At 41.0% G+C, this 22034-nt stretch carries 21 protein-coding genes, 1 tRNA gene and 2 pseudogenes; 7 read left to right on the forward strand and 17 right to left on the reverse strand.

Features of this window, described 5'->3' with window-relative positions; all coding sequences use genetic code 11:
• The first annotated feature begins 103 nt into the window (after positions 1–103).
• The 4 genes from mutS to HLH14_RS05575 all read left to right on the forward strand — a co-directional run bounded on the left by mutS (position 104) and on the right by HLH14_RS05575 (position 4945).
• On the forward strand, positions 104–2755 hold the full coding sequence (gene mutS / locus HLH14_RS05560) for a DNA mismatch repair protein MutS (protein WP_067724494.1): 2652 nt from the start codon (positions 104–106) through the stop codon (positions 2753–2755).
• 205 nt (positions 2756–2960) lie between these two features.
• Entirely contained in the window at positions 2961–3284 is a 324-nt protein-coding gene (gene fdxA, locus HLH14_RS05565; RefSeq protein WP_067724492.1) for a ferredoxin FdxA, read from the forward strand.
• A gap of 141 nt (positions 3285–3425) precedes the next feature.
• On the forward strand, positions 3426–4148 hold the full coding sequence (locus HLH14_RS05570; protein WP_067724490.1) for a D-Ala-D-Ala carboxypeptidase family metallohydrolase: 723 nt from the start codon (positions 3426–3428) through the stop codon (positions 4146–4148).
• Between the two features lie 131 nt (positions 4149–4279).
• A complete protein-coding gene (locus HLH14_RS05575) occupies positions 4280–4945 on the forward strand; it encodes an O-methyltransferase (protein ID WP_067724488.1) in 666 nt (221 codons plus the stop codon).
• Between the two features lie 143 nt (positions 4946–5088).
• Here the strand turns inward: HLH14_RS05575 and HLH14_RS05580 are convergent, their stop codons facing one another.
• The 11 genes and pseudogenes from HLH14_RS05580 to HLH14_RS05630 form a co-directional block, all read right to left on the reverse strand.
• The gene (locus HLH14_RS05580) at positions 5089–5931 is read right to left on the reverse strand and encodes a universal stress protein (protein WP_067724486.1); all 843 of its coding nucleotides are present in this window, start codon (positions 5929–5931) and stop codon (positions 5089–5091) included.
• A 133-nt stretch (positions 5932–6064) separates the two neighbouring features.
• Complete coding sequence (locus tag HLH14_RS05585; RefSeq protein ID WP_067724484.1) at positions 6065–6682, reverse strand: acyltransferase; 618 nt, start codon at positions 6680–6682, stop codon at positions 6065–6067.
• Positions 6675–7274 (reverse strand): IMPACT family protein, encoded by a 600-nt coding sequence (locus HLH14_RS05590; RefSeq protein WP_067724482.1) that lies wholly within the window; start codon positions 7272–7274, stop codon positions 6675–6677. The genes HLH14_RS05585 and HLH14_RS05590 overlap by 8 nt, the downstream gene beginning before the upstream one ends.
• Before the next feature lie 104 nt (positions 7275–7378).
• Positions 7379–8581: pseudogene (locus tag HLH14_RS05595) on the reverse strand (HlyD family efflux transporter periplasmic adaptor subunit).
• Positions 8578–10585 (reverse strand): annotated as a pseudogene (locus HLH14_RS05600) (type I secretion system permease/ATPase); the annotation flags it as partial. The pseudogenes HLH14_RS05595 and HLH14_RS05600, both read right to left, overlap by 4 nt.
• Positions 10582–10872: a hypothetical protein gene (locus HLH14_RS05605; protein WP_067724480.1), complete on the reverse strand. Its 291-nt coding sequence runs from the start codon at positions 10870–10872 to the stop codon at positions 10582–10584. The gene HLH14_RS05605 and the pseudogene HLH14_RS05600, both read right to left, overlap by 4 nt.
• 245 nt (positions 10873–11117) lie before the next feature.
• Positions 11118–11864: an LPS export ABC transporter ATP-binding protein gene (gene lptB / locus HLH14_RS05610; protein WP_067724478.1), complete on the reverse strand. Its 747-nt coding sequence runs from the start codon at positions 11862–11864 to the stop codon at positions 11118–11120.
• Entirely contained in the window at positions 11864–12430 is a 567-nt protein-coding gene (lptA, locus tag HLH14_RS05615) for a lipopolysaccharide transport periplasmic protein LptA (protein ID WP_067724476.1), read from the reverse strand. Before lptA ends, lptB begins: the two co-directional genes overlap by 1 nt.
• Positions 12414–12962, reverse strand: coding sequence for an LPS export ABC transporter periplasmic protein LptC (lptC, locus tag HLH14_RS05620; protein WP_067724474.1), 549 nt, complete (start codon positions 12960–12962; stop codon positions 12414–12416). The genes lptA and lptC overlap by 17 nt, the downstream gene beginning before the upstream one ends.
• A gap of 41 nt (positions 12963–13003) precedes the next feature.
• Complete coding sequence (locus tag HLH14_RS05625; protein WP_067724472.1) at positions 13004–13543, reverse strand: KdsC family phosphatase; 540 nt, start codon at positions 13541–13543, stop codon at positions 13004–13006.
• A 3-nt stretch (positions 13544–13546) separates the two neighbouring features.
• Positions 13547–14524 carry a KpsF/GutQ family sugar-phosphate isomerase gene (locus HLH14_RS05630; RefSeq protein WP_067724470.1) on the reverse strand — a complete coding sequence of 326 codons (978 nt, stop codon included), beginning with the start codon at positions 14522–14524 and terminating at the stop codon, positions 13547–13549.
• Positions 14525–14738: 214 nt separating this feature from the next.
• Between HLH14_RS05630 and cysS the strand changes: the two genes are divergently transcribed.
• From cysS to HLH14_RS05645, 3 genes are all read left to right on the forward strand, one after another.
• Positions 14739–16160, forward strand: coding sequence for a cysteine--tRNA ligase (gene cysS / locus HLH14_RS05635; protein ID WP_067724466.1), 1422 nt, complete (start codon positions 14739–14741; stop codon positions 16158–16160).
• 62 nt (positions 16161–16222) lie between these two features.
• Positions 16223–16298: transfer RNA gene (locus HLH14_RS05640), tRNA-Gly, on the forward strand.
• A gap of 384 nt (positions 16299–16682) precedes the next feature.
• On the forward strand, positions 16683–17069 hold the full coding sequence (locus HLH14_RS05645; RefSeq protein ID WP_067724465.1) for a carboxymuconolactone decarboxylase family protein: 387 nt from the start codon (positions 16683–16685) through the stop codon (positions 17067–17069).
• Between the two features lie 63 nt (positions 17070–17132).
• Here HLH14_RS05645 and HLH14_RS05650 read toward each other — a convergent pair whose 3' ends face one another.
• The 6 genes from HLH14_RS05650 to HLH14_RS05675 are packed head-to-tail and all read right to left on the reverse strand — an operon-like array spanning position 17133 to position 22034.
• Positions 17133–17792, reverse strand: coding sequence for an ATP-binding cassette domain-containing protein (locus HLH14_RS05650; protein ID WP_067724464.1), 660 nt, complete (start codon positions 17790–17792; stop codon positions 17133–17135).
• Between the two features lies 1 nt (position 17793).
• Complete coding sequence (gene modB, locus HLH14_RS05655; protein ID WP_067724463.1) at positions 17794–18477, reverse strand: molybdate ABC transporter permease subunit; 684 nt, start codon at positions 18475–18477, stop codon at positions 17794–17796.
• A gap of 27 nt (positions 18478–18504) precedes the next feature.
• The gene (gene modA / locus HLH14_RS05660; RefSeq protein ID WP_067724462.1) at positions 18505–19266 is read right to left on the reverse strand and encodes a molybdate ABC transporter substrate-binding protein; all 762 of its coding nucleotides are present in this window, start codon (positions 19264–19266) and stop codon (positions 18505–18507) included.
• Positions 19267–19280: 14 nt separating this feature from the next.
• Positions 19281–20522, reverse strand: coding sequence for a molybdopterin molybdotransferase MoeA (locus HLH14_RS05665; RefSeq protein WP_067724461.1), 1242 nt, complete (start codon positions 20520–20522; stop codon positions 19281–19283).
• A complete protein-coding gene (moaCB, locus tag HLH14_RS05670) occupies positions 20519–21475 on the reverse strand; it encodes a bifunctional molybdenum cofactor biosynthesis protein MoaC/MoaB (RefSeq protein ID WP_228139753.1) in 957 nt (318 codons plus the stop codon). Before moaCB ends, HLH14_RS05665 begins: the two co-directional genes overlap by 4 nt.
• Positions 21476–21482: 7 nt before the next feature.
• On the reverse strand, positions 21483–22034 hold the full coding sequence (locus HLH14_RS05675; protein ID WP_067724459.1) for a molybdenum cofactor biosynthesis protein MoaE: 552 nt from the start codon (positions 22032–22034) through the stop codon (positions 21483–21485).

The following is a 22034-nucleotide window of genomic DNA, read 5'->3' on the forward strand; positions in this document are numbered from 1 at the left end:
TTACTGGTAAATAAACTTATCTTCATGCAAAAAATTGAAATTGGTGAGACAGCCAAGTTTTTAGCGATCTAGATTTATTCAAATATTTAAGGATTTTACCTCAATGAGTTACCCGGAAATCATGGCTGATTTTTCCACTTTAACGCCAATGATGCAGCAATATTTAACTGTAAAAATGCAGTATCCTCACTCACTCATGTTTTATCGTATGGGTGACTTTTATGAGTTGTTTTTTGATGATGCACATAAAGCAGCAAAATTACTGGGGATTACTTTAACCCACCGTGGCAAAGCCAATGGCGAACCGATCCCTATGGCGGGCGTACCTTACCATGCAGCCGAAGGCTATTTGGCACGTCTGGTTAAGAAAGGTGAAACCGTCGTCATTTGTGAACAGCTGGGTGAAGGCGAGAGCGCAGGCACTCGCGGTAAGGCACCTATGGAACGTGGTGTGGTCCGAATTATCACTCCCGGCACACTGACTGATGATGCACTGCTGAATAGTCATCAATCTTCCAATTTGGTCGCGCTTTGCATTCAACAAAATCAAATTGGTATTGCGCTGTTAGATTTAAGCGCAGGTATTTTCAAGGTTCAACAACAAGACTTCCAACACGAGCAACTGGCGATTGAGCTTTCCCGCTTAATGCCAAGTGAGATTCTGGTTGATGAAGATATTGTTGATCAAAATATTATTGAGCAAATCAAAAAGCAACTTGAATGCCCTGTCACCAAGCGTCCAAATGTCGATTTCAACGTCAATAATGCTCAAAAAACCTTATGTGATCAGTTGGCCGTATCGACATTGTCAGGTTTCGGTATTGATCATTTGCCATTGGCAAAAGCCTCTGCCGCAGCACTGATTCACTATGCCAAAGAAACCCAAAAAACAGCTTTACCGCATATCCGTTCTATTCAACTGGAACAAAGCAGTGACTTTATTGCCTTAGATCCAGTCACGCGTCGCAATTTAGAGTTAGTCGAACCATTGTTTGATCATGGCACGTCGCTGTTTCAACTGATCAATGATTGTCAAACTGCGATGGGCGGGCGTTTACTCAGCCGTACCTTAATGCAGCCGCTACGTGATACCAAATTACTCGATGCTCGCCTTGATGCAACGGCATCGATGCTGAATGGCTATCATGAATCACCGATTCGCTTGGTGCTGAAAGACATTAGTGATATTGAACGTGTGCTGAGTCGTATTGCTTTAGGCAGTGCACGTCCTCGTGATTTAGTACAACTGCGCCAAGCCTGTGCACAAATCCCTTTATTACGTCATGCCATTCAGCCGATTACTCAAGCCAAGCAATCTACCTTAATTCAGCAATTAGATCATGAGTTAGGTGACTTTAAAGGGCTATACCAACGCCTGATGTCGGCCATTGTTGAACATCCTCCGGTATTACTTCGTGATGGTAATGTTATTGCAGAAGGTTTTGACAGTGAACTGGATGAACTGCGTAAAATTCGCGATCATGCCGGTCAGTTCCTGATAGATTTGGAAATCCAAGAACGTGAAAACACTGGAGTTTCAACCCTTAAAATTGGTTACAACCGTGTCAGTGGTTACTATATTGAACTGACCCGCGCACAAGCAGATCAGGCACCGGATCATTACATTCGTCGCCAGACTTTAAAAAATGCAGAGCGCTATATCACGCCAGAACTCAAGTCTTTTGAAGATAAAGTGTTATCCAGTGAATCTCGTGCGCTGGCGCGTGAAAAAATGTTGTTTGAAATGCTGCTGGATGAATTACGCCAAGATATCGGTAATTTACAAATGATGAGCAGCGCGATTGCACAAATTGACTTGCTTGCCAACTTTGCCCATCAAGCACGTTTACGCAACTGGTCGCGTCCAGAATTTAGCCCGGAAATTGGGGTAAAAATTATCGCCGGTCGCCACCCTGTGGTTGAAGCATTAAGTAAAACCGCCTTTACCCCAAATGATACGACTTTAGATTTTAATCACCGCATGGCCATTGTGACGGGGCCAAATATGGGTGGTAAATCCACTTTTATGCGTCAAACGGCTTTGATTAGCTTATTAGCGTATTGTGGCTGCTATGTCCCTGCCAAATCCGCAGTATTAGGTCCAATTGATCGGGTCTTTACCCGTATTGGTTCAGCGGATGATTTATCGACTGGCAAATCGACCTTTATGGTGGAAATGACGGAAACTTCACAGATTCTGCATCATGCCACCAACCAGTCTTTGGTGCTGATGGATGAAGTCGGTCGTGGTACCAGTACTTATGATGGCTTATCTTTGGCTTGGGCATGTGTGATTGACCTCAGTAAACGTATTAAATGCCTGTGCTTATTTGCGACCCATTATTTTGAACTCACTGAACTCGGCAAAGAATCTGGTATTGATAATTACCATGTCACCGCAAAGGAATTAAATGGCAATTTAATTCTGTTACACAAAGTTCAGCAGGGTCCTGCAAGCCAAAGTCATGGTCTGCAAGTGGCAAAATTAGCCGGAATTCCTGCCAGCGTGATTAAAGAAGCCCAAAATCGTTTAAAAATTTTGGAAAAACAGCAACATCAGCAACTCAATAAAGCGGTGCAAAATGATTTATTTAGTGTGGCAGATGAATCATCCATTGAAGTGATTGAACGTATTGTTGAAGTGGAAAAAGATGTGCCTGCGCTGAATCTGTTAAGAGCTTTAGATGTCGATAGTCTTTCACCACGTGAAGCACTACAACAAATTTATGCTTTGAAAGATGCCCTAGAAGCTTAATTTGAAACCATCGTGAATAAGTCAAAGACTCCTAAATAGGAGTCTTTTTCATTTAGATGCCATATTTAACGCTATATTCATTTTTTAGCAAAATTAACAGCCTTATATATAACAAATATCAATAAAAGCAATTGTTAGTTACATGCATTTTTGCCTAAAATACAGCAAGAGTAATTAGAACCATATTTTTTAGGTAGCTGTCGCCATGACCTTTGTTGTCACTGAAAATTGTATTAAATGTAAATACCAAGACTGCGTAGAAGTTTGTCCAGTGGATTGTTTCTACGAAGGTCCAAATTTCCTCGTCATCAATCCTGATGAATGTATTGACTGCGCACTATGCGAACCTGAATGCCCTGCGAATGCTATTTTCTCTGAAGATGAGTTACCGGAAGGTCAAGAAGTCTTTATTGAACTGAATACTGAACTTTCACAAAAATGGCCGAACATCACCCAGATTGGTGATCAACCTGCTGACCGTGAAGAATGGAATGGTAAACCTGACAAGTTACAATACTTGGAAAAATAATCCCGTTTTTCACCTCAAAAAAGATCAGCAACTGCTGATCTTTTTTTACACTGAAAAAACATTTGATTGCAATATTTCCAAATTTTATCCATCAATTTATATTAAAATAACACACGTATTTATAAATATTTGATTTCTATAATGAAGCATTTTCTCAAGGGATTAATCGGGTTCGGTTTAATCCCACTTGTCATGATTGGATGTGCTACATCTCCTCAGAAACAAGGACGTACAACCACGACTCCCGACGGAAAACGAATCTTCATTCCCCAAGAACGCATCATCATTGAACGCCCTGTTCCGCCTAAAACAGTTCCCTACGCTTACAATGCTTGGGTTGCTACAAGCGATAACTTACGACGCGTGCGTGAATATGAAGTGTTCCTTGAACAAAATGGTGTCGGCAACATCATTCCAAGTTTTGAATTGATGCGTACAGCACGGGATTGGCAAAAATGTTCCCGTTCACAATACATGATTCCAAACCGTGAGTTGTGGAACAATCAAATTTCGACTTTGCGTGTATTTAAATATCTGGTTGCAGCCAAAGTGCTTACCGACTTTGAAGTCACTTCGGTTTACCGTGATTTACCCCTAAACCAGTGTGCTGGCGGTGCAAATTCATCACGTCATTTATTTAACTCTGCCATCGATTTCCGTGTTGGACCTGCATATCCTCATGCTGAAGACTATGCCTTTATCGAAAACACCAAATTTAAATTATGCGAATTCTGGGCGCAACATGGTCAAAGCCTGAATATGGGACTTGGACTGTATGCTTCAGGCCAAATCCATATTGATACCCAAGGCTATCGCACCTGGGGACCTGACTTATCCCGTCATTCATCGATGTGTAATTACTAAAAGTAAATTCGGATAAAAAGAGATCTTGCTGATCTCTTTTTTATTGCCTATTTTCAATAAATTTAAACGATAAATTGCACTCTGATTGGAAAAGTTTAAAATGCTTGCATCGCAACAAAGGTGACGAAACTATGCAACAAATGTGGACAGAGATTGATGCCTACATCGATTCACATTTAATTCCAGAAGACCCTATTCTTCTACAGACTTTAAAAAACACTGAAGAAAAAGGCTTTCCAGATCACCTTGCAGTAGCGCCCAATCAAGGCATGCTGCTGCAAATGCTCATTCAGATGAACAAGTGTAAACGTGTACTGGAACTGGGTACTTTTGCAGCTTACAGCACTATGTGGCTGGCGCGTGTGCTCCCTGAAGATGGTTATATCTTAACGATTGAAGGTCGAGATACACACGCAGCATTAGCTCAGGAAAATATCGACAATGCCAAACTTCCACAAACGATTGAGCTGAAAGTTGGACGTGCAGCTGATGTATTAAAAACCTTACCTGCCGACTTTGAAGCTTTCGATTTTATCTTTATTGATGCTGATAAACAGAGTTACCCGGAATATTTAGAATTAAGCTTGGATTTGTCTCATTCAGGAACCATTATTGTGCTCGATAATGTCATCCGTGCGGGTGATATCATCAATCCTGAAAATCACAAACCCAGTATTGAAGGTATCCGAGAGATGTTTGTTGCTTTACAAAACCATCCCCGAATCTTGTCCTGTACAGCATTACAAACTGTAGGCAGTAAGGGCCATGATGGCTTTGCTTTAGCCATAGTGAAATAATTTGACACAAAGATCAAAAAACAATCGCATTGTTTTTTTATTTATTTATTAGCAATTTACACAGACTGTCCATATAGTTATCCACAAGTTATGCGGATAACTATGACTAATATTTAATCACTACTTATAAGCAAAAGTATTGCTTATTTTACCACCAACAACGGTACAGTTGAATTTCGGAAAATAGTGGTTGCCACACTGCCCAAAAAGAACTGGTGAATTTTACTGTGACTAAATGCACCAAGTACAATCAGTTGTATCTCATGTTCACTCTGATATTCAAGTATATTTTCAGCAACATCGCCATAACGATATTCCATGATTACATCTAAGCCGGCATTCTTTAAATATTGTGATGGTTCATTCAATATTTCTGGATGATCGCCGACATAGAGCACATGACACTGTAGCAATCTTAACAAATCACTTTGTGCAATTCGTTTCATCAAATTGACGCAGGTAGGCGAATATTCATAGGCAAAAATAAATCGTGTTGGTGGCTGGAATTTTTCACCAACTGTCATTACGGTACAATTGACCCCACGAATAAAGTTTTCAACATTACTGCCGATGGGTTTATTCCGCTCTGCAGAGCGTTCCCCTACTCGACCGATAATGGCAATGTCTTCATCTCTAAGCACATTAAAACTTTGCTCTAAAAAATCGCCTTTTTCTTGGAGATGCGAGGCAGTTAAACCGTACTTCTGCTGAATCATTTCGCTAATATGATTAAGTAAATTATTACTATAATTCAGGGCCAATTCACTTTGTTTTTGTTCAAGTTCAGCCAGTTCTTTCAGTAACATTGCATTACTTTCAAAACCAATCACACCACTTATTTCCCCCAAGTGATAACTGGCCGGGTAATAATCTAAAACCTGTAATAACACCAATTCACGTTGGGTCTGCTTTGCAACCCATGCGGCAGCTTCAGCAACTGCATTCACGCATGGAGAAGAATCAATACATGCGATTACACGTTTCATTTTCGCCTCGCTTTTCGCCTTGGAAGGCTTTAAGTCTATTTGTTATTTTTAACTTAGCATATCTATTACAGACTGTGCATGCTTTTATGTAATTAAACTTACTCGGCAATTCATATTAATTTTATTAGATTTTTTAATCCCGATAACGAATAAATTTCGCAGGATTACCTGCAACGATAGTCGCTTTTTCTACATCTTTTGTGACCATACTATTCATTCCAACCACGGCATGCGATCCAATGTTTATACCATCCTTCACACCTACATGTGCACCCAGCCAAACATCCTGACCAATCTCAATTCCCTTGGAACGTACCGGTTGTTGGTAAATCGGCTGTTCGAGTTCCATGCCATGGTCAAAGGCATACAAATGACAATATGCAGCGATACGGACCTGATCATGCAGCTTGATGCCCATCCGTCCACCATCAAGAATGCAATGATGGTTAATCGCAACTTCATTGCCTATTTCCAAGGGCCCATGCAAATTACAATCTGCCGCAATAAAGGTATTATCGCCAATCACAATTTTTCGGCCTGGCTCGGCAAAAATATGCGCCAGCGGTGAAATAAAACAGTTTTCACCAATCTCGACTGTTTCCATTTGCATTAAATAAGCTTGATATTCTTTTTGCCATGCTTCAGCCCAGCCACGATTTTTCGGTTTTAATGACCAATATAACCACGGCATATAGTTCAAGCGATGCTTATGCTGTTCACGATATTTTAACAGCGGATCTTGTTCAGTCATTCTGTGGTTCTTCTACAATTTTGAGTTGTTCACGCCCGCGCGTCACATCCTGAATTTTCAATGACAAGGGTTCAATTTGGTGAATTTGTACTAAGGCTTCGACCTGTACCCCCGTCGCAGTATAGTCTTCTTTAAATTCGACTTGCTGTTGATTGAGTTCATATTGAAAGATCGACCATTCATTAAACTGACAGGCAAAACTGACTTTTTTCTTTTCAATCAGTTCAATTTTTTCAGCCAGTAATAAACATTGTCCGGCACAGCCACCATAGGCACGAACCAAGCCACCCGTTCCGAGTTTGATTCCACCATACCAGCGATTTACCAGAACCAGAATATTGGTTAATTCATTGCCTTCAATGGTGGCTAGAATAGGTCTTCCCGCAGTCCCCGATGGTTCGCCATCATCATTAAAACGGACGTTATGTCCAATTTTCCATGCCCAACATTGATGTGTTGTGGTGATATCTTTATGGGTCTCCAAAAAATCTTTTACTGCCTGTTCATTTTCGACAGGCACAGCAATGGCTTGAAAGCGACTTTTTTTGATGTCTTCTTCGAAAGTAACGGGCGAGGCAATCGTAAATGGCATAAATCTAACAATAAAAAAATCCCTGTAAAATTATAACGTGTTTTAAAGCATCTGCAGACAATAAAAAAACCTCCTATACAAAGGAGGTTTTAAAATTGAGTTTCTCAATTTTTTAATAAGCGTTCACGCAATGCTTCTTGCGCTTTATTGAACGGTTTAATCAGGTAATCCAGTACTGATTTTTGTCCGGTTTTAATATCAACCGTTGCCACCATAACAGGAGTAATACTGAATTGCTTCCCGGCTTTATTGGTTAATTTATCGGTATTAGTTCGAATATAAACACGGTAATAAAACTGGTCCTGTTTGACTTCATCACGGATTGTATCCGGTGAAATCACCGTAACCTTAGCTTTCAAACCACCATAAATGGAATAGTCATAAGCCGTGACTTTAACCAGCGCTTCCTGACCAGGATGAATGAATGCAATATCACGCGGTAAAATTCGAGCTTCAATCAATAACTGTTCATCCAAAGGGACAATGGTCATCAGCTTGCCATTTTGCGGAATGACACCACCAATGGTCATGACATCAATTTCCTTGACGATCCCGCGCATGGGCGCTTTGAAAACCGTACAGCTTAACGTATCTGACTTTCCTCTCACCACTTGTTGCTGGGTTTCTACATCCGTATTGGCTTTGGATAATTCTTCACGCGACTTCACATCATACTGATTGCCAATATCATTCATTTGATTACGCAAATTATTGGCTTCACGTTTTAGGCGTAAAACTTCCACTTCACTTGCAGCCCCTTTAGCCACAAGAGGTTCGGTCATGCTCAGTTCCTACTCAATCAAACTTAAAGCCTGATGTAGACCCGACATGGATTCATCCAGATTGGCACGGCGTGAATGATAAAGCGCGGTTTCTTCCTTCACCAGTTTACTGTCTTTTAAAACTTCCTTAGGAAAAGAAATAGGTGTTCCATTCACTTCAGCTCTTAAACGCGCTGAAGTTGCACGTGAAGACATCAGCAATGAATCTGATTCTCCGACATTGGATTCCAGTCGAGTCGGATCAAGCTGAGCCAGAATGTGACCCTGCTTGACAATTCCACCTTCACGAACATTCAACTTGGTTAAAATACCGCCTTCAAGAGACTGAATAGTCTGCTCTTTTGAGGAAGGTACAACTTTACCGGTTCCTGTAGAAACTTCTTCAAGTTTAAAAAACCATGCCCATAACAACAAAGTGAGTAAACCCAAACAAATCATCCAGATAAACACACTGGCTTTAGGTAAAGGCGGTTCAAGCTCAGTGACTTTGATGGTACTTTTTAGATTCTGTGATTTAGCGCTCATGAATTAGCTCCTGCAACTTGACGTTGCTGTGGCTGATTTTGATTTAGAATCTGATCACGAGGTCCATCCATCACTATCTTGCCATCATTCACCACAATAATTCTGTCCACCAGCTCCAGTACTGCACGACGATGCGTCGCAACAATCATGGTGCGTTGACCGAGCCATAATTTCAAATGATCAATCAGTTGTTTTTCTGACACATCATCAATGGATGCTGTTGGCTCATCCAACAACAGAATATTCGGCTGGCGAATCAGTAAACGTGCCAGTAATAGTGCCTGTTTCTGACCACCAGAAAAACCAACACCACCTTCAAGAATCATATGATCCAAGCCTTCTTTTTTCTCCTGCACAAAGTTGATTGCACCGGTAATTTTCAATGCATTCAATATTTCTTCATCACTGGCCAAAGGCGCACCAAGCGTCAAGTTTTCACGTACAGAACCAAAGAACAAATGCGCATTCTGATTCAGCAACCCCATATCACGGCGCACATCTGAGGGATCGATTAAACCCAGTTCAACACTATCCAGTTTAATTTTGCCTTGAACAGGGGTTTGCATGCCTGACAATAATTGCAGTAGTGTCGATTTACCTGCACCATTACGCCCAAGAATCGCAATCTTTTCACCCGGTTTAATTTCAAGTTTTGGAATCATCAAACTTGGTTTTGGATCATCTTCGCCATACTTAAAAGTCACGCCAGTTAATTCATAATGACCATTTAGTGTCGGACGATGAATCAAATGGGTATGATCCGGTTGATCCACCGGTTTTTTCATTAATTCATCAAGTCCATTTTTAGCCACTTTGGCTTGCTGCCAGCGACCAAGTACACCGGTAATTTGCGCAATTGGACCGAGCATGCGTGAAGACAACATCGAACAAGCCACCAAAGCACCAGTGGTCATGTCACCTTTCATCACCGCAAAGCAACCCACCAGCACCACAATTGCAAAGGTCAAACCCTGAATTTTTTGGGTCCAGGCATTCATGACACCGACGATTTTACGTTGACGCATTGAAACATCTGCCGATGATTCATTCATGTGGTTCCACTGATTCTGAAATCTTGCTTCAGCACGCAATAGCTTGATATCTTCAATGCCTTGTACTGCTTCAACCAGCATGGCATTACGAATTGCACCTTCACGCATGCCTTCACTGGCGAGTTTTGCCAAAGGTTTTTGTGCCAGAATTCCCGGCAGAATCATTAAAGGCACAACCAACAGCATCACCCAGAACAGGTTGTCGCCAATCAGCCAGAAAATTCCCAAAAACAGCAAGAAGAAAGGTAAATCGGCAATCGCTGAAATGGTGGTGGATGTCACCAGTTCACGCACACCTTCAAGCTCACGAATCTGGGAAATAAACGTGCCTGTAGATTTCGATCGTTCACTGTTTTTAATTCTTAAAGCATGGCCAAAAACCCGGTCAGAAATTCTTAGATCCGCACGCTTACCAATAATATCAGACAGATAAATTCGCGCGACACGTAGACTAAATTCAAAAATGGCAGCAATCAGTACACCACCAGCAAGCACCCATAAAGTTGGTATTGATTGTGCCGGAATGACCCGGTCATAAACGTTCATGGAAAAAACCACAGTCGCCAGGGCCAGAATATTGGCAATCATGGAGCCAAACATCACATCGATATAACGTTTCCAGTCACGTAATACAATCGACCAGAACCAGCTGCTTTCATAAGGTTTGATATATTCATCTACCCGTGCATCTGGTACGGATTTTTCTGGTCGCAGAATATAAAAATGCCGAATATTGGACTGCAGCACATTTAGCGTTAATGTCTGTGCAAGCCCTCTGATCGCCACTTAGCTGAATATTGGCATTCCCTTCAGCATCGACCTTTTCAACAACACCGACCTGACCATCATGAAATTCCACCACAACAGGTAGGCGCCACGGATTGATTAAATCTGTACTGAATGCAGATTTACGCCAACTCATACCGACCTGACGCGTAATCAATGCTATTACGCTGAAACATCTGGACTGCGTTGTAATGCCCGAAGAATGGTTTCATTGAAGCTTAATTGGCTAACAGGTTCATACACCGGCTGATTTTTAGAAAAAGGGCGCGTGCGATCCGAACCTTGTATGAGAGGTAATTCCTGAACTTTGGAGATATCCAGTTTATAATTACTTAGGGCGTCAATATCTGCCTTATTGTAGTTTTCATCTGATTTAGGAACAAAAATTTGACTCATCTCAGACTTGAGCGACTGCATGAACTCTTTTGAACTGTCTGCATGGGCATAGTTCATGTGTAAAGGTACAGTAGATATCAAACACTGTATGCTTCTCAGCAATAACTTTTGACACAAACCTATCTTGTTGTTTTGATTGTTTAGCATCATTTGAATGATAATTTTTATTTTATGAATATTTAACGTATTTCCTAAAGAATACATCTATTTTTGTAATGTAATTATTAATTTCAATACTTATTACATACAAAGATGATCTTGTCATTTATTTATAACAAAATCATCTTTTATTTTGCTTATTTTTAAACCGTAAAATCTTCACCTAAATAAACTTCACGCACCGTTTCATTTTCCAGAACTTCCTGTGGTGTTCCTTCTGCAATTACTGCACCTTCACTGACAATATATGCTCGCTCACAAATCGCGAGTGTTTCTCGTACATTATGATCGGTAATTAACACCCCAATGCCACGATCTTTTAAGTTCCGAATAATATCTTTAATATCACCTACAGAAATAGGATCGACCCCGGCAAAAGGCTCATCAAGTAACATAAACTTAGGATCAGCAGCCAAAGCACGGGCAATTTCCGCACGGCGACGTTCACCACCCGAAACACTCATGCCTAAAGAATCTTTAATATGGGTGATTTTAAAATCAGCCAGCAATTCATTTAAACGCTGTTGGCGTTGCTGTTTGTTTAAATCTTTACGTGTTTCAAGAATCGCCATAATATTTTCAGAAATGGTTAATTTTCTAAAAATAGACGCTTCTTGAGGTAAATAACCAATCCCTTTGCGGGCACGTTCATGCATAGCCAAATCAGATAAATCAAGATCATCTAAATGAATCTCGCCCTTATCCATTCGAACTAAACCAACCACCATGTAGAAACTTGTGGTTTTACCTGCACCATTTGGTCCAAGCAACCCGACAATCTGTCCACTTTGCATCTGGAAAGAAACGTCCTTAACCACCCATCGTTTACTATAGTTTTTTGCAAGATGTTTAATACAAAGCGTTTGTGGTTGATTTAGCGATTGATCCATTAATCACGTGCTCCCGGGAATGATTTTGAGCTAGAAGGTGGAATAACAATTTGAACACGACCTGAAGATGAACCCGTGCTATTTGGCGTACCAGTAGCCTCAATATCACCCTTATTCATACTATATTTCAAAGTATTACCACGAATACTTGCACCATCTTGCTCTAACAGTGCGCTGCCAGACAAAGTGACAATGCCGGTTTGCGCATTATAAAGAATCTTCTGTGCCTGTCCTTTCGCTAAACCTTTATTGACATCAACTTTTTGCTGAAAACGCGCAGGGCCGCCTGTCGCGGTAATCGTGCTGATTTCTTTTTGACTATTCAAATTGGCCACAATCGAATTGGCTTGCAATTTCATGGTGCCTTGCTCGATGATGACATTACCCGTATAGGTCGTCACCCCTGTTTTTTCATTATAGGTTGCACGGTCAGCCACTAGGGAGATGGGCTGAGTTCTGTCAGAAGGAATTGCAAATGCCGTTGCCGATGAGAATACAACCAAACCGACTAAAGCTGCTTGCTTAAGCAAGGTTTTAGACAATGTAAGCTTAAGATTTTGGTTCATATTTTCCTCGAATATTAAAAAATTCGTATTGACCGTCATTTAAATTGGCTTTCAAACCTTGGCTTACAAATTCAGCTTGCGGAGATTGCACAATGACTTGTTTATTGGTTTCAATTTCACGAGTTTTAGGATATCCCGTTAACTCTTGGGTTCGAAACTGCATTTTGCCCTGTTGCATTAACTTGGTCGCCAATACGTCTCCAGACAAAACAATGCGCTCATTATCATCATAACTATTTGCGACTTTGGCATAGAAAGTGGCATCGACTGCGCCATTTTTATACATGGAAGCATTGAGATTGGTTAGTTTTGAGGTTTGTTTTTGCATGTCCTGTTCAAGACGATCGACTTGAGCACGGACATACAAATTACCGTCATCATCGGTTTGGGTGAGATTAATTTTTTCAGCGGAATAGGTCATACTCCTTGCTGAATCAACCTCAAGTTTATTGCCCTTACCGCTGTAATAGTAGTAACCACCACTTATAGCTGCAATTGCTATAGCAGTTACGTATAAAACTTTTGTATCCATAAGTGTGGTACTTAACTCAAATTCAATGAATTATTTAACTATTAATGTGGGACAGCCGTATATTTTTCAAGAAGCGTTTCGTAAGCCCCTTTGGCCATCAAAATCATATCGCAGATTTCACGTACCGCACCACGACCACCCATTGCCTGAGTTACAAGGTCTGCACGACGTCGCACTTCCACATGACCATTCGGCACAGTGACTTTCATACCGGCAATGGCAAATGCAGAAAGATCTGGCCAATCGTCGCCCATATATAAACAGTCTTCTGGTGCAACATTCAATTGCGCACAGGCTTCGCGTAATGCGGTGCCCTTATCTTCACGACCTTGAAAAACCAGGTCTACCCCCAGAGCAGACATACGCTTTTCAACAATATTGCTTTTACGTCCAGTAATGATAATGACTTTGACACCCGCTTGCTGTACAAGTTTCATGCCTAAACCATCACGAATATCAAATGATTTAATTTCATCGCCTGTATTGGTCAATGTCACAAAACCATCACTTAAAATACCGTCGACATCCAGAACCAGAGCTTCAATATGACGTGCCTGTTCCAATAAAATATAAGATGCCATTTATTAATTCACCCCAGCTTGAGTCAAATCATGCATGCTAATGACACCAATGACTTTATTTACATCATTTACCACAACAAATTGATTGATTTTCTTTTCGTTCATTCGCTCTAAAGCTTCAACCGCACGCGCTTCTTGCGAAATGGTTAAAGGGTTTTTGGTCATCACTTCCGACACTGCCAAGTGCACATCAAAACCTTGTTGCTTATCAATTAAACGACGTAAATCTCCATCGGTAAAAATACCGAGCAGAACATCATTTTGGTCCACAATTGTGGTTAAACCTAGGCGTTTGTTTGAAATTTCGTATAAAACCTGATTCATTGGTGTATCTGGAGATACTTTTGGTAATTCTGTACCTGTATGCATCAAGTGTTTGACATGCAGTAATAGACGTTTACCCAAAGCACCCGCTGGATGTGACATGGCAAAATCATCCGCAGTAAAACCACGTGCATCAAGTAAAGCAACTGCTAAAGCATCACCTAAAACCAAAGTTGCCGTAGTACTTGAAGTCGGTGCTAAACCTAGAGGACAAGCCTCCTGGAGATTACCCAAGGTTAAAGCCACGTCTGCATTTTGTGGCATGGGTCCTTTATCATCACCACTAATGGTGATTAACGGTATTTCCAAGCGCTTGATCAAGGGCATCAGCATCATAATTTCATCACTCTTGCCCGAGTTTGAAATCGCAATCAGTACATCACCCGGTACCAGCATGCCTAGGTCGCCATGCCCTGCTTCACCCGGATGCATAAAGAAAGATGGTGTACCGGTAGAAGCAAAGGTTGCCGCCATTTTACGACCAATATGACCTGACTTGCCCATTCCGGTAATGACTAATCGCCCTCGACACTGCAGAATGATTTCACATGCATGGCTAAAACGTTCATCGATTTGCGTCGCTAATATTTCTAGCGCTTGTTCTTCTATACGCAAAGTTTCTAATGCAACTTTTTGGAAGTCTATTTGGTTTGGCATATTTGGTGGGTTCAAAGTAGGTTTACCTTAACGCTGTAAAGCGTTGACTCTAATCAAGCAAAAATAATTTTCGCAATTTTATCATATCTATGCAAATCGCACGTTTCTAAATGTACAACTTTTCACAAGCTTATAAAAAAAGCGCATAAAACTTTATGAAAAATAGTGCTTACGTTATGATGAAGCATCTTTTTATTTAGCATTTTGAAGACTTATGCAGCCATTTGTTCTATACAACTCAGAGCAACGTAAAAAAGTTGAATTTGTTCCGCGTGTCGAGGGACATATCGATATGTATGTTTGCGGTATGACAGTTTACGATTACTGTCATATTGGACATGCTCGGGTCATGGTTGCATTTGACTACATTATCCGCTTCTTGCGCAGTCAAGGCTGGAAGGTAAAATACGTTCGTAACATTACCGACATTGACGACAAAATTATCAAACGTGCCAATGAAAATGGCGAGAGCATTACCGCATTAACCGATCGTTTTATTCAAGCGATGAATGACGATGCTGAAAATTTGGGTTGCCTAGCTCCTGATGAAGCACCGCGTGCGACTGATTATATTGACCAGATGCAAAGCATGATCGGTAATTTGGTCAATAAAGGCACGGCTTATCCTTCTAGCAATGGTGATGTGTATTTCCAGGTTGAAAAGTTTGCTAAATATGGTCGTCTTTCAGGTCGCAAACTGGAAGATATGCAAGCCGGTGCATCGGAACGTGTCGATGTAGAAGTTGAAAAGAAACATCCGTTCGACTTTGTGCTGTGGAAACATGCCAAAGAAAATGAACCTTCATGGGCTTCACCTTGGGGTAATGGTCGTCCAGGCTGGCATATTGAATGTTCAGCCATGTCGACTTGCTGCCTAGGCAACCACTTTGATATTCATGGCGGTGGTTCCGACTTGATGTTCCCGCATCATGAAAACGAAATTGCACAAAGTGAAGCATCTACCGATGAACAATATGTAAATTACTGGATGCATGTTGGCTTTATTAATGTCGATGGCGAAAAAATGTCGAAGTCTTTAGGCAACTTCTTCACCATTCGCGATGTGATGGATAAATTCCATCCTGAAGTGATTCGTTACTTTATTGTCTCTTCACACTACCGTAGCCCGGTGAACTTCTCTGATACCGCTCTTAAAGAAGCGAAAAATACCCTTTCTCGTTTCTATCATTCATTTAAAGCTTATCAAGCAGTGTATGGTGAAAAAACCGTTGAAACTTTAGATGAAACTTTAGTTGAACGTTTTAATACGGCAATGCGTGATGACTTTAATACATCCGAAGCAATTGCAGTATTATTCGAAATCAATAAAGAACTCAACCGTGCAGTGAAAGATGAAAACCAAGAACAGGCAACGGTTTACTATTCAACTTTACGTCACCTCACTAACATTCTTGGATTAGTTCAATACAATGTGGATGATTTCTTAAAGTCTGATATTGGTCAGGAAGCTTTAGGCTTAACCGCGGAACAAATTGAAGATTTGATTCAACAACGTAAAGATGCGAAAAAAGCCAAAGAATTCGCCAAGGCCGATGAAATTCGTCAGTCTTTACTCGATCAAGGCGTGGTTTTGGAAGATACACGTCAAGGTACTATTTGGCGTCGTGCTGATTAATTGATCACTTGTAACGATAGAGAGTTGACAGTTTTATTAAATTCTCTATAATTCACACCATTGCGGGAATAGCTCAGTTGGTAGAGCATAACCTTGCCAAGGTTGGGGTCGGGAGTTCGAGTCTCCTTTCCCGCTCCAGAATACGAAAAAGCCCTGATCATTGATCAGGGCTTTTTTTATATCACTATTTTTATAATTTTAACCTCAATCCTTTATCTCTACTTTTTATCTCAAATCGCTTATCTGAACAAAACACTGTCAAATAGTGACCACATAAAATCCTAAATCAAAATTTAGATTTCATTTTTTAAATTATTTTCATTAAAATCAATATCTTACAAACATTAATTTTCAGAAATCACAAATTTTATTATAAACATTCAATTATTCATCGAAGTATGAGTCATAGCGAAGTCACTGCAATTACAATCGAACTACGACCATAAACCAATACGCATTGAAGTCATTCAGACATAAACTTTGATCACTTCTTTTTTATAGACGTTGAAAGAGTAAAAAAATATGTCACAACAAGATTTTGAAAATGGTTTAAAAGTTCGTACCGAAGTAATGGGTGAATCTTTTGTCAAACGTGCACAAGACAATACTGTGCCCTTTACTCAACCCTTGCAGGACTGGATTAATGAACATGCGTGGGGTTCAACCTGGCAACGTGAAGGCGTACTCCCCCGTAAATACCGTTCACTAATTACCATTGCTTTTTTAACTGCACAAAAAAGTCCTACGGAGCTCAAAGGTCATGTCCGTGGTGCACTCAATAACGGCGCGACGGTTGAAGAAATTCAGGAAGTGTTACTTCACAGCTTGCCTTACTGTGGTGCGCCTGCAACACAAGAAGCCTTTCGTGCAGCACTTGAAGTGATTAATGAATATCAAAAAGCTGAATAGTATCATTTGATGTTTATCTAAATAGCTTATGCTTAATGCTTAGGCTATTTTTCTATTAGAAGTTTAAATTCTTTCAAGCTTTGGCACAGTCTGCAATCGCCCCTGATTTAATTGCACAGTTTCCGCTTCCAGATATTCTAATTCTTCTAAATGATGAGTCACATAAATCATTGGCAAATCCAGCTCATCTTTCATCCGTTTTAAAAACGGTAAAATTTGCTGCTTTAGATGTGTATCTAGCCCCGTTAAAGGTTCATCTAACAACAATAAATTCGGTGAAGATAATAAAGCACGTCCAATCGACACACGCTGTGCTTCCCCACCTGACAGTTGATGCGCTTTACGCTGAATCAGTGATTTTAATTCGAGTAATTCAACAATTCCTTCAAACTGAAATTTTCGTTCCGACTTAGGCACTAATTTTTCTGCATAGTTTAGGTTTTGCTGCACATTCATATGTGGAAACAGCAATGCATTCTGGAAAATCAAAGCAATTTTTCGTTGATGCATCGGTACATAATTTTTTTGCTGTGTATCCACCAAAATACGGTTATTAAACTGAATATAACCCTGCTGAGGTTGTAGCAGCCCAACAATATTTTTTAGCAATGTACTTTTACCACAGCCCGAAGCCCCCACAATGCCTAAAAGTTGCTGCTGCATCTCCAGTTCAACATTCAATATAAAATCGGCATGTTGATATTGAAAATCACATTTCAACATATCAGCCTCCCAATTTCCGTTGATACTTTTGCAGAATAAAATAATTGGCGATCAAGGCTGAAAATGCCAAAAATAAAGACAAGGCAACCAATCGCATTGCCATATTCTCGCCATCGGGCTGCTGCAAGAATGAATAAATCGCAATGGGAATAGTTCGGGTTTCATCTGGAATATTTCCCACAAAAGTAATCGTGGCACCAAATTCGCCGAGACTGCGGCTAAAACATAAAATACTGCCAATCACGATTCCGGGAATAGCCAAGGGTAAATTGATACTCCAAAACACCTTCCACGGCGTGGCACCGAGTGAACCCGCGATCTGCTCTAACTGCTGATTCATCAACTGAAAGGAGAGACGAATCGGTTGCACCATCAGTGGAAATGCCACAATCATGGACGCCAGCACTGCCCCTTTCCAGTTAAAAGCCAGTTGTATTCCCATCACATTTAAATATTTGCCAATAAAGCCCTGATTGCCAAATAGAACTAAAAGTAAATAACCTAAAACTACAGGCGGCAAGACCATGGGTAACTGTAATAGAGCTTCTACAAGGAACTTTAAGCGAAATTCATAACGGGCTAAATACCAGCCCAAAGCGACAGCAAAAGGCAGACTAAAAACCGTTGAAAACAAGGCCACTTTGGCAGATAGATACAGCGCACTCAGTTCTTCGTGACTTAACATAGGGTCGCTGTCTCCTTCTGCATTTGCCTAGGATTTCACCTTAAAGCCATATTTCTGGAAAATGGTTTTGGCTAGGTGACTGCTTTTTACAAACTGCTCAAACTGCATTGCTTCTTTATTTTTTTCACCCTGTTTAGTCAATGCCAGTGGATAAACAATCGGGCTGTGTGAATTTGCCGGAAAGGTTCCAATAATTTTGACTTTTTGGCTCATCAAGGCATCAGTTTTATAGACAATCCCGACTTCACATTCACCCCGTTCTACAAATGCCAGCGCTGAACGTACATCATCTGTACCGACAATTCTCCCCTTTAAGCTATTTAACCAGTTCAGCTTTATCAAGCTCTGTTTGGCATATTTACCTGCAGGGACAGATTCCATTTGCCCAGTACAGAGATGTCCTTTAAAAGACTGTGAAAAATTAAAATTGTGTTGCGCTTTAAATGGAATATTTAGTTTTTTGGGACTGATGACGACAAGCTGATTAAACAGCAATGGTTTGACCAAATTTAAATCAATCACATTTTTTTGAACTAAATAATTCATCCAGTCCTGATCTGCCGAGAAAAATAGATCACTGCTGGCACCTGCTTGTACCTGTTTCGCCAAAGCGGATGAAGCACCAAATACGGAAATAATTTTAGTTTGTGGGTGTTTGGCTTGGTAAAGTTTGGCAATATCTGTCATGGCATTGCTTAGACTTGCGGCTGCATAGACTTTGACTGTCCCGGCATGAGCTGAGGAAAATGTCATGGCGAGGCACATGGATAAAAACAGGGATTTTTTCATGTGCATTTTCCTCATCAGTGAATAAATAAGCCTTGGACAATGTCACCTTCACTCAAGCTTTGTCCTGCCGGAATACGTACCAGACAATTCGCCTGCATCAAATTACTCAGCATATGCGATTGCTGTTTGGACAGACTTTTCACTTTTAAAACCGATTGATCAAAACTGGCGGACATTCTTAAAAACCGTTCTCGGCTATCCATTTTCAGATCATGAGTCAGTACTGCACTAAACCAGCTGGGTTGCTGTTTTTGTCCTTGCAAAGCATTCAGCAAAGTTGAGGTATAAATTTGCATCCCGACATACACGGCCGCAGGATTTCCTGGTAAACCCAATAAATAGCAAGATGAATCATCAGCTCGTGTCAATTCTGCAAAAAACATCGGTTTGCCCGGCTTCTGTTTTACTTTCCAGAACACTTGTTCAAAGCCTAAATCGAGGGTTACCGGTCGAATAAAATCATAATCTCCAACCGATACACCACCCGTGGTTAAAACCAGATCATAGCTATCCGATAATGTTTGAATTAATGCTTTTACTGCATCTTCTGTATCAGCCACATGGAAAATTTCAACCTGCTGTCCTTGATTCTGAAACCAAGCTTCGATCAACGGCCCATTGGCATCGAAGATTTTACCTGTCGCAAAGTCCTCTACACTTTCCGCAACTTCATCCCCGCTAATCACCACCGCAACTTTGGGATATTGAAAAACTTCAACCGTTTGAATGCCTGCCATACTGAGGGAAGCAATTGCACCGACAGAGAGGACTTGTCCTCGGCTTGCCAGTAATTGTCCCACTGAAATTTCTTCACCTACATCGCGAATATCTGCATGGGCTTTTAAATTTTCTGTAATTTCAATTTTGGATGTATCGATTACTTTGACAATTTCCTGCCGCGCCACGGTGGTGGTTCCAAATGGAATTTTGGCTCCAGTAAAAATGCGAACAGCCTGTCCTGCTTTGAGATGTAATTCGGAAAAATGTCCCGCTTGAATTTCACCGATCAATTCAAATTCTGTATTAGGCTCAATCACTGATTGTGCACAGATAGCATAGCCATCCACAGCACTTTGCGAAAATAATGGCAAATTAATAGCAGAATAAACGTCATCCGCCAAATATCGGTTTAAGGCCTGATTGAGCTTAACCCTTTCAGTCGCTAAAACTTTGGTTTGCTCCAAGATTAAATCCAAAGCCTGATCTACCGTAATCAGGCCATGTTCAGCGCCACATCCTGAGCTGAAGCTATTCATTGGTAGCCGCCTTGATGTGGAATATTTTTTTGCACATCAAATAAATGTACCAAAGCAGGCAGCACGGCAATCAAGGATTCTTTGGCGCCTTGTCGACTCCCCGGTAAAGTCATCACCAGACTGTTATCGATATAACCTGCCACGCCACGACTTAAAGCCGCATAGGGGGTACGTTTTTGTCCAAAACTACGCGATGCTTCCATCAGTCCGGGAATTTCACGTTTCAATAAGGGCTGGATGGTTTCCACGGTTAAATCTTTAGGCCCCAGCCCTGTACCACCTACGGTTAGAATTAGCGGATAATCATTTTTTTGCTGTTCGATCAGTGCCAGTAACTGCTCAGGACTGTCTGGAATCACCTGATATGAAATATTGCTAAAATTGGCTTCTTGTAATATTTCCAGAACATTTTGACCTGCTGTATCTTGTTTTTTACCTGCGGCTACCGTATCTGACAGCACAATAATGGATGCCGATAACGTTTCTTTGAGTACACGAGTAAAGTGTGATTTTCCACCCTTTTTCTTTTGTAATTTAACCTGATCCAGACATAAATCTTCAGGTTCACAATGCGGTTTCAGCATGTCATATAAAGTTAGCCCCGCAAGGCTGACTGCAGTTAAAGCTTCCATTTCCACACCAGTCGGGCCAATGGTTTCTACAGTGGCAATAATTTCCACATGAGCATCAAACAGTTCAAAGTCCACATCGGCACGGTAGATTGGCAATGGATGACACAGTGGAATCAGCTCATCGGTACGTTTTGCTGCCAAAATACCCGAGATACGTGCTGTCTTTAATGCATCGCCTTTTTCAGTATTGCCGTTACGGAGCAACTCAATGCAATGGGGCGGTGCATGCAGAATCCCTGTTGCCACTGCAGTGCGATAACTCTCTGCTTTCATCCCGACATTTTTCATTGCATGTTCCTTTGATTCATTTTTGCTATACAGGTGTTTGTTAAAGCGGCCATTGGTAGATCAGTGGATCATTCTCTTTCGCATGCTGGCAATGTTGATGTTTGTCATGTTCAGCATTCACAGGATGGTCAGCATGTTCCTCTTCCACACCATCTTTGCGGATACAACACCCTTCGACATATTGGCTGCTGCCATCCATATAGAATTCCTCTTTCCACACTGGCACTTCATGCTTGACCCGTTCTACCGCTTCTTCACAGGCTTGAAAGGCTTCACGGCGATGGGCTGCATAGGCAATTGAAATAATGGCTTTTTCGCCAATATCTAAGGCACCCACACGGTGAATCACCCGCACATACGACACGGTATATTTGGCTTGAGTTTCCTGCTCAATCTGGCGAATCATTTTTTCGGCTACAGGTGCATATGCCGTATATTTCAGCGCTTGAACCGCTTTTCCTTCATGATGATTGCGTACCGTGCCGACAAAAATACCAATACCGCCACATTCAGGAAAAGTTTGAATCTGATCAAAACTATCCAATGTTAAGGCGGTATCCTGAATCCGTGAAAATTGTTTCAATACATACAT

The organism is Acinetobacter terrae (assembly GCF_013004375.1).
Lineage (GTDB): Bacteria > Pseudomonadota > Gammaproteobacteria > Pseudomonadales > Moraxellaceae > Acinetobacter > Acinetobacter terrae.

Excerpts from the sequence above, each read along its gene's own strand:
- mutS (WP_067724494.1), top strand. The coding sequence starts at position 104 with ATGAGTTACCCGGAAATCATGGCTGATTTTTCCACTTTAACGCCAATG.
- fdxA (WP_067724492.1), top strand. The coding sequence starts at position 2,961 with ATGACCTTTGTTGTCACTGAAAATTGTATTAAATGTAAATACCAAGAC.
- HLH14_RS05570 (WP_067724490.1), top strand. The coding sequence starts at position 3,426 with ATGAAGCATTTTCTCAAGGGATTAATCGGGTTCGGTTTAATCCCACTT.
- HLH14_RS05575 (WP_067724488.1), top strand. The coding sequence starts at position 4,280 with ATGCAACAAATGTGGACAGAGATTGATGCCTACATCGATTCACATTTA.
- HLH14_RS05580 (WP_067724486.1), bottom strand. The coding sequence starts at position 5,931 with ATGAAACGTGTAATCGCATGTATTGATTCTTCTCCATGCGTGAATGCA.
- HLH14_RS05585 (WP_067724484.1), bottom strand. The coding sequence starts at position 6,682 with ATGACTGAACAAGATCCGCTGTTAAAATATCGTGAACAGCATAAGCAT.
- HLH14_RS05590 (WP_067724482.1), bottom strand. The coding sequence starts at position 7,274 with ATGCCATTTACGATTGCCTCGCCCGTTACTTTCGAAGAAGACATCAAA.
- HLH14_RS05605 (WP_067724480.1), bottom strand. The coding sequence starts at position 10,872 with ATGAACTATGCCCATGCAGACAGTTCAAAAGAGTTCATGCAGTCGCTC.
- lptB (WP_067724478.1), bottom strand. The coding sequence starts at position 11,864 with ATGGATCAATCGCTAAATCAACCACAAACGCTTTGTATTAAACATCTT.
- lptA (WP_067724476.1), bottom strand. The coding sequence starts at position 12,430 with ATGAACCAAAATCTTAAGCTTACATTGTCTAAAACCTTGCTTAAGCAA.
- lptC (WP_067724474.1), bottom strand. The coding sequence starts at position 12,962 with ATGGATACAAAAGTTTTATACGTAACTGCTATAGCAATTGCAGCTATA.
- HLH14_RS05625 (WP_067724472.1), bottom strand. The coding sequence starts at position 13,543 with ATGGCATCTTATATTTTATTGGAACAGGCACGTCATATTGAAGCTCTG.
- HLH14_RS05630 (WP_067724470.1), bottom strand. The coding sequence starts at position 14,524 with ATGCCAAACCAAATAGACTTCCAAAAAGTTGCATTAGAAACTTTGCGT.
- cysS (WP_067724466.1), top strand. The coding sequence starts at position 14,739 with ATGCAGCCATTTGTTCTATACAACTCAGAGCAACGTAAAAAAGTTGAA.
- HLH14_RS05645 (WP_067724465.1), top strand. The coding sequence starts at position 16,683 with ATGTCACAACAAGATTTTGAAAATGGTTTAAAAGTTCGTACCGAAGTA.
- HLH14_RS05650 (WP_067724464.1), bottom strand. The coding sequence starts at position 17,792 with ATGTTGAAATGTGATTTTCAATATCAACATGCCGATTTTATATTGAAT.
- modB (WP_067724463.1), bottom strand. The coding sequence starts at position 18,477 with ATGTTAAGTCACGAAGAACTGAGTGCGCTGTATCTATCTGCCAAAGTG.
- modA (WP_067724462.1), bottom strand. The coding sequence starts at position 19,266 with ATGAAAAAATCCCTGTTTTTATCCATGTGCCTCGCCATGACATTTTCC.
- HLH14_RS05665 (WP_067724461.1), bottom strand. The coding sequence starts at position 20,522 with ATGAATAGCTTCAGCTCAGGATGTGGCGCTGAACATGGCCTGATTACG.
- HLH14_RS05675 (WP_067724459.1), bottom strand. The coding sequence starts at position 22,034 with ATGTATGTATTGAAACAATTTTCACGGATTCAGGATACCGCCTTAACA.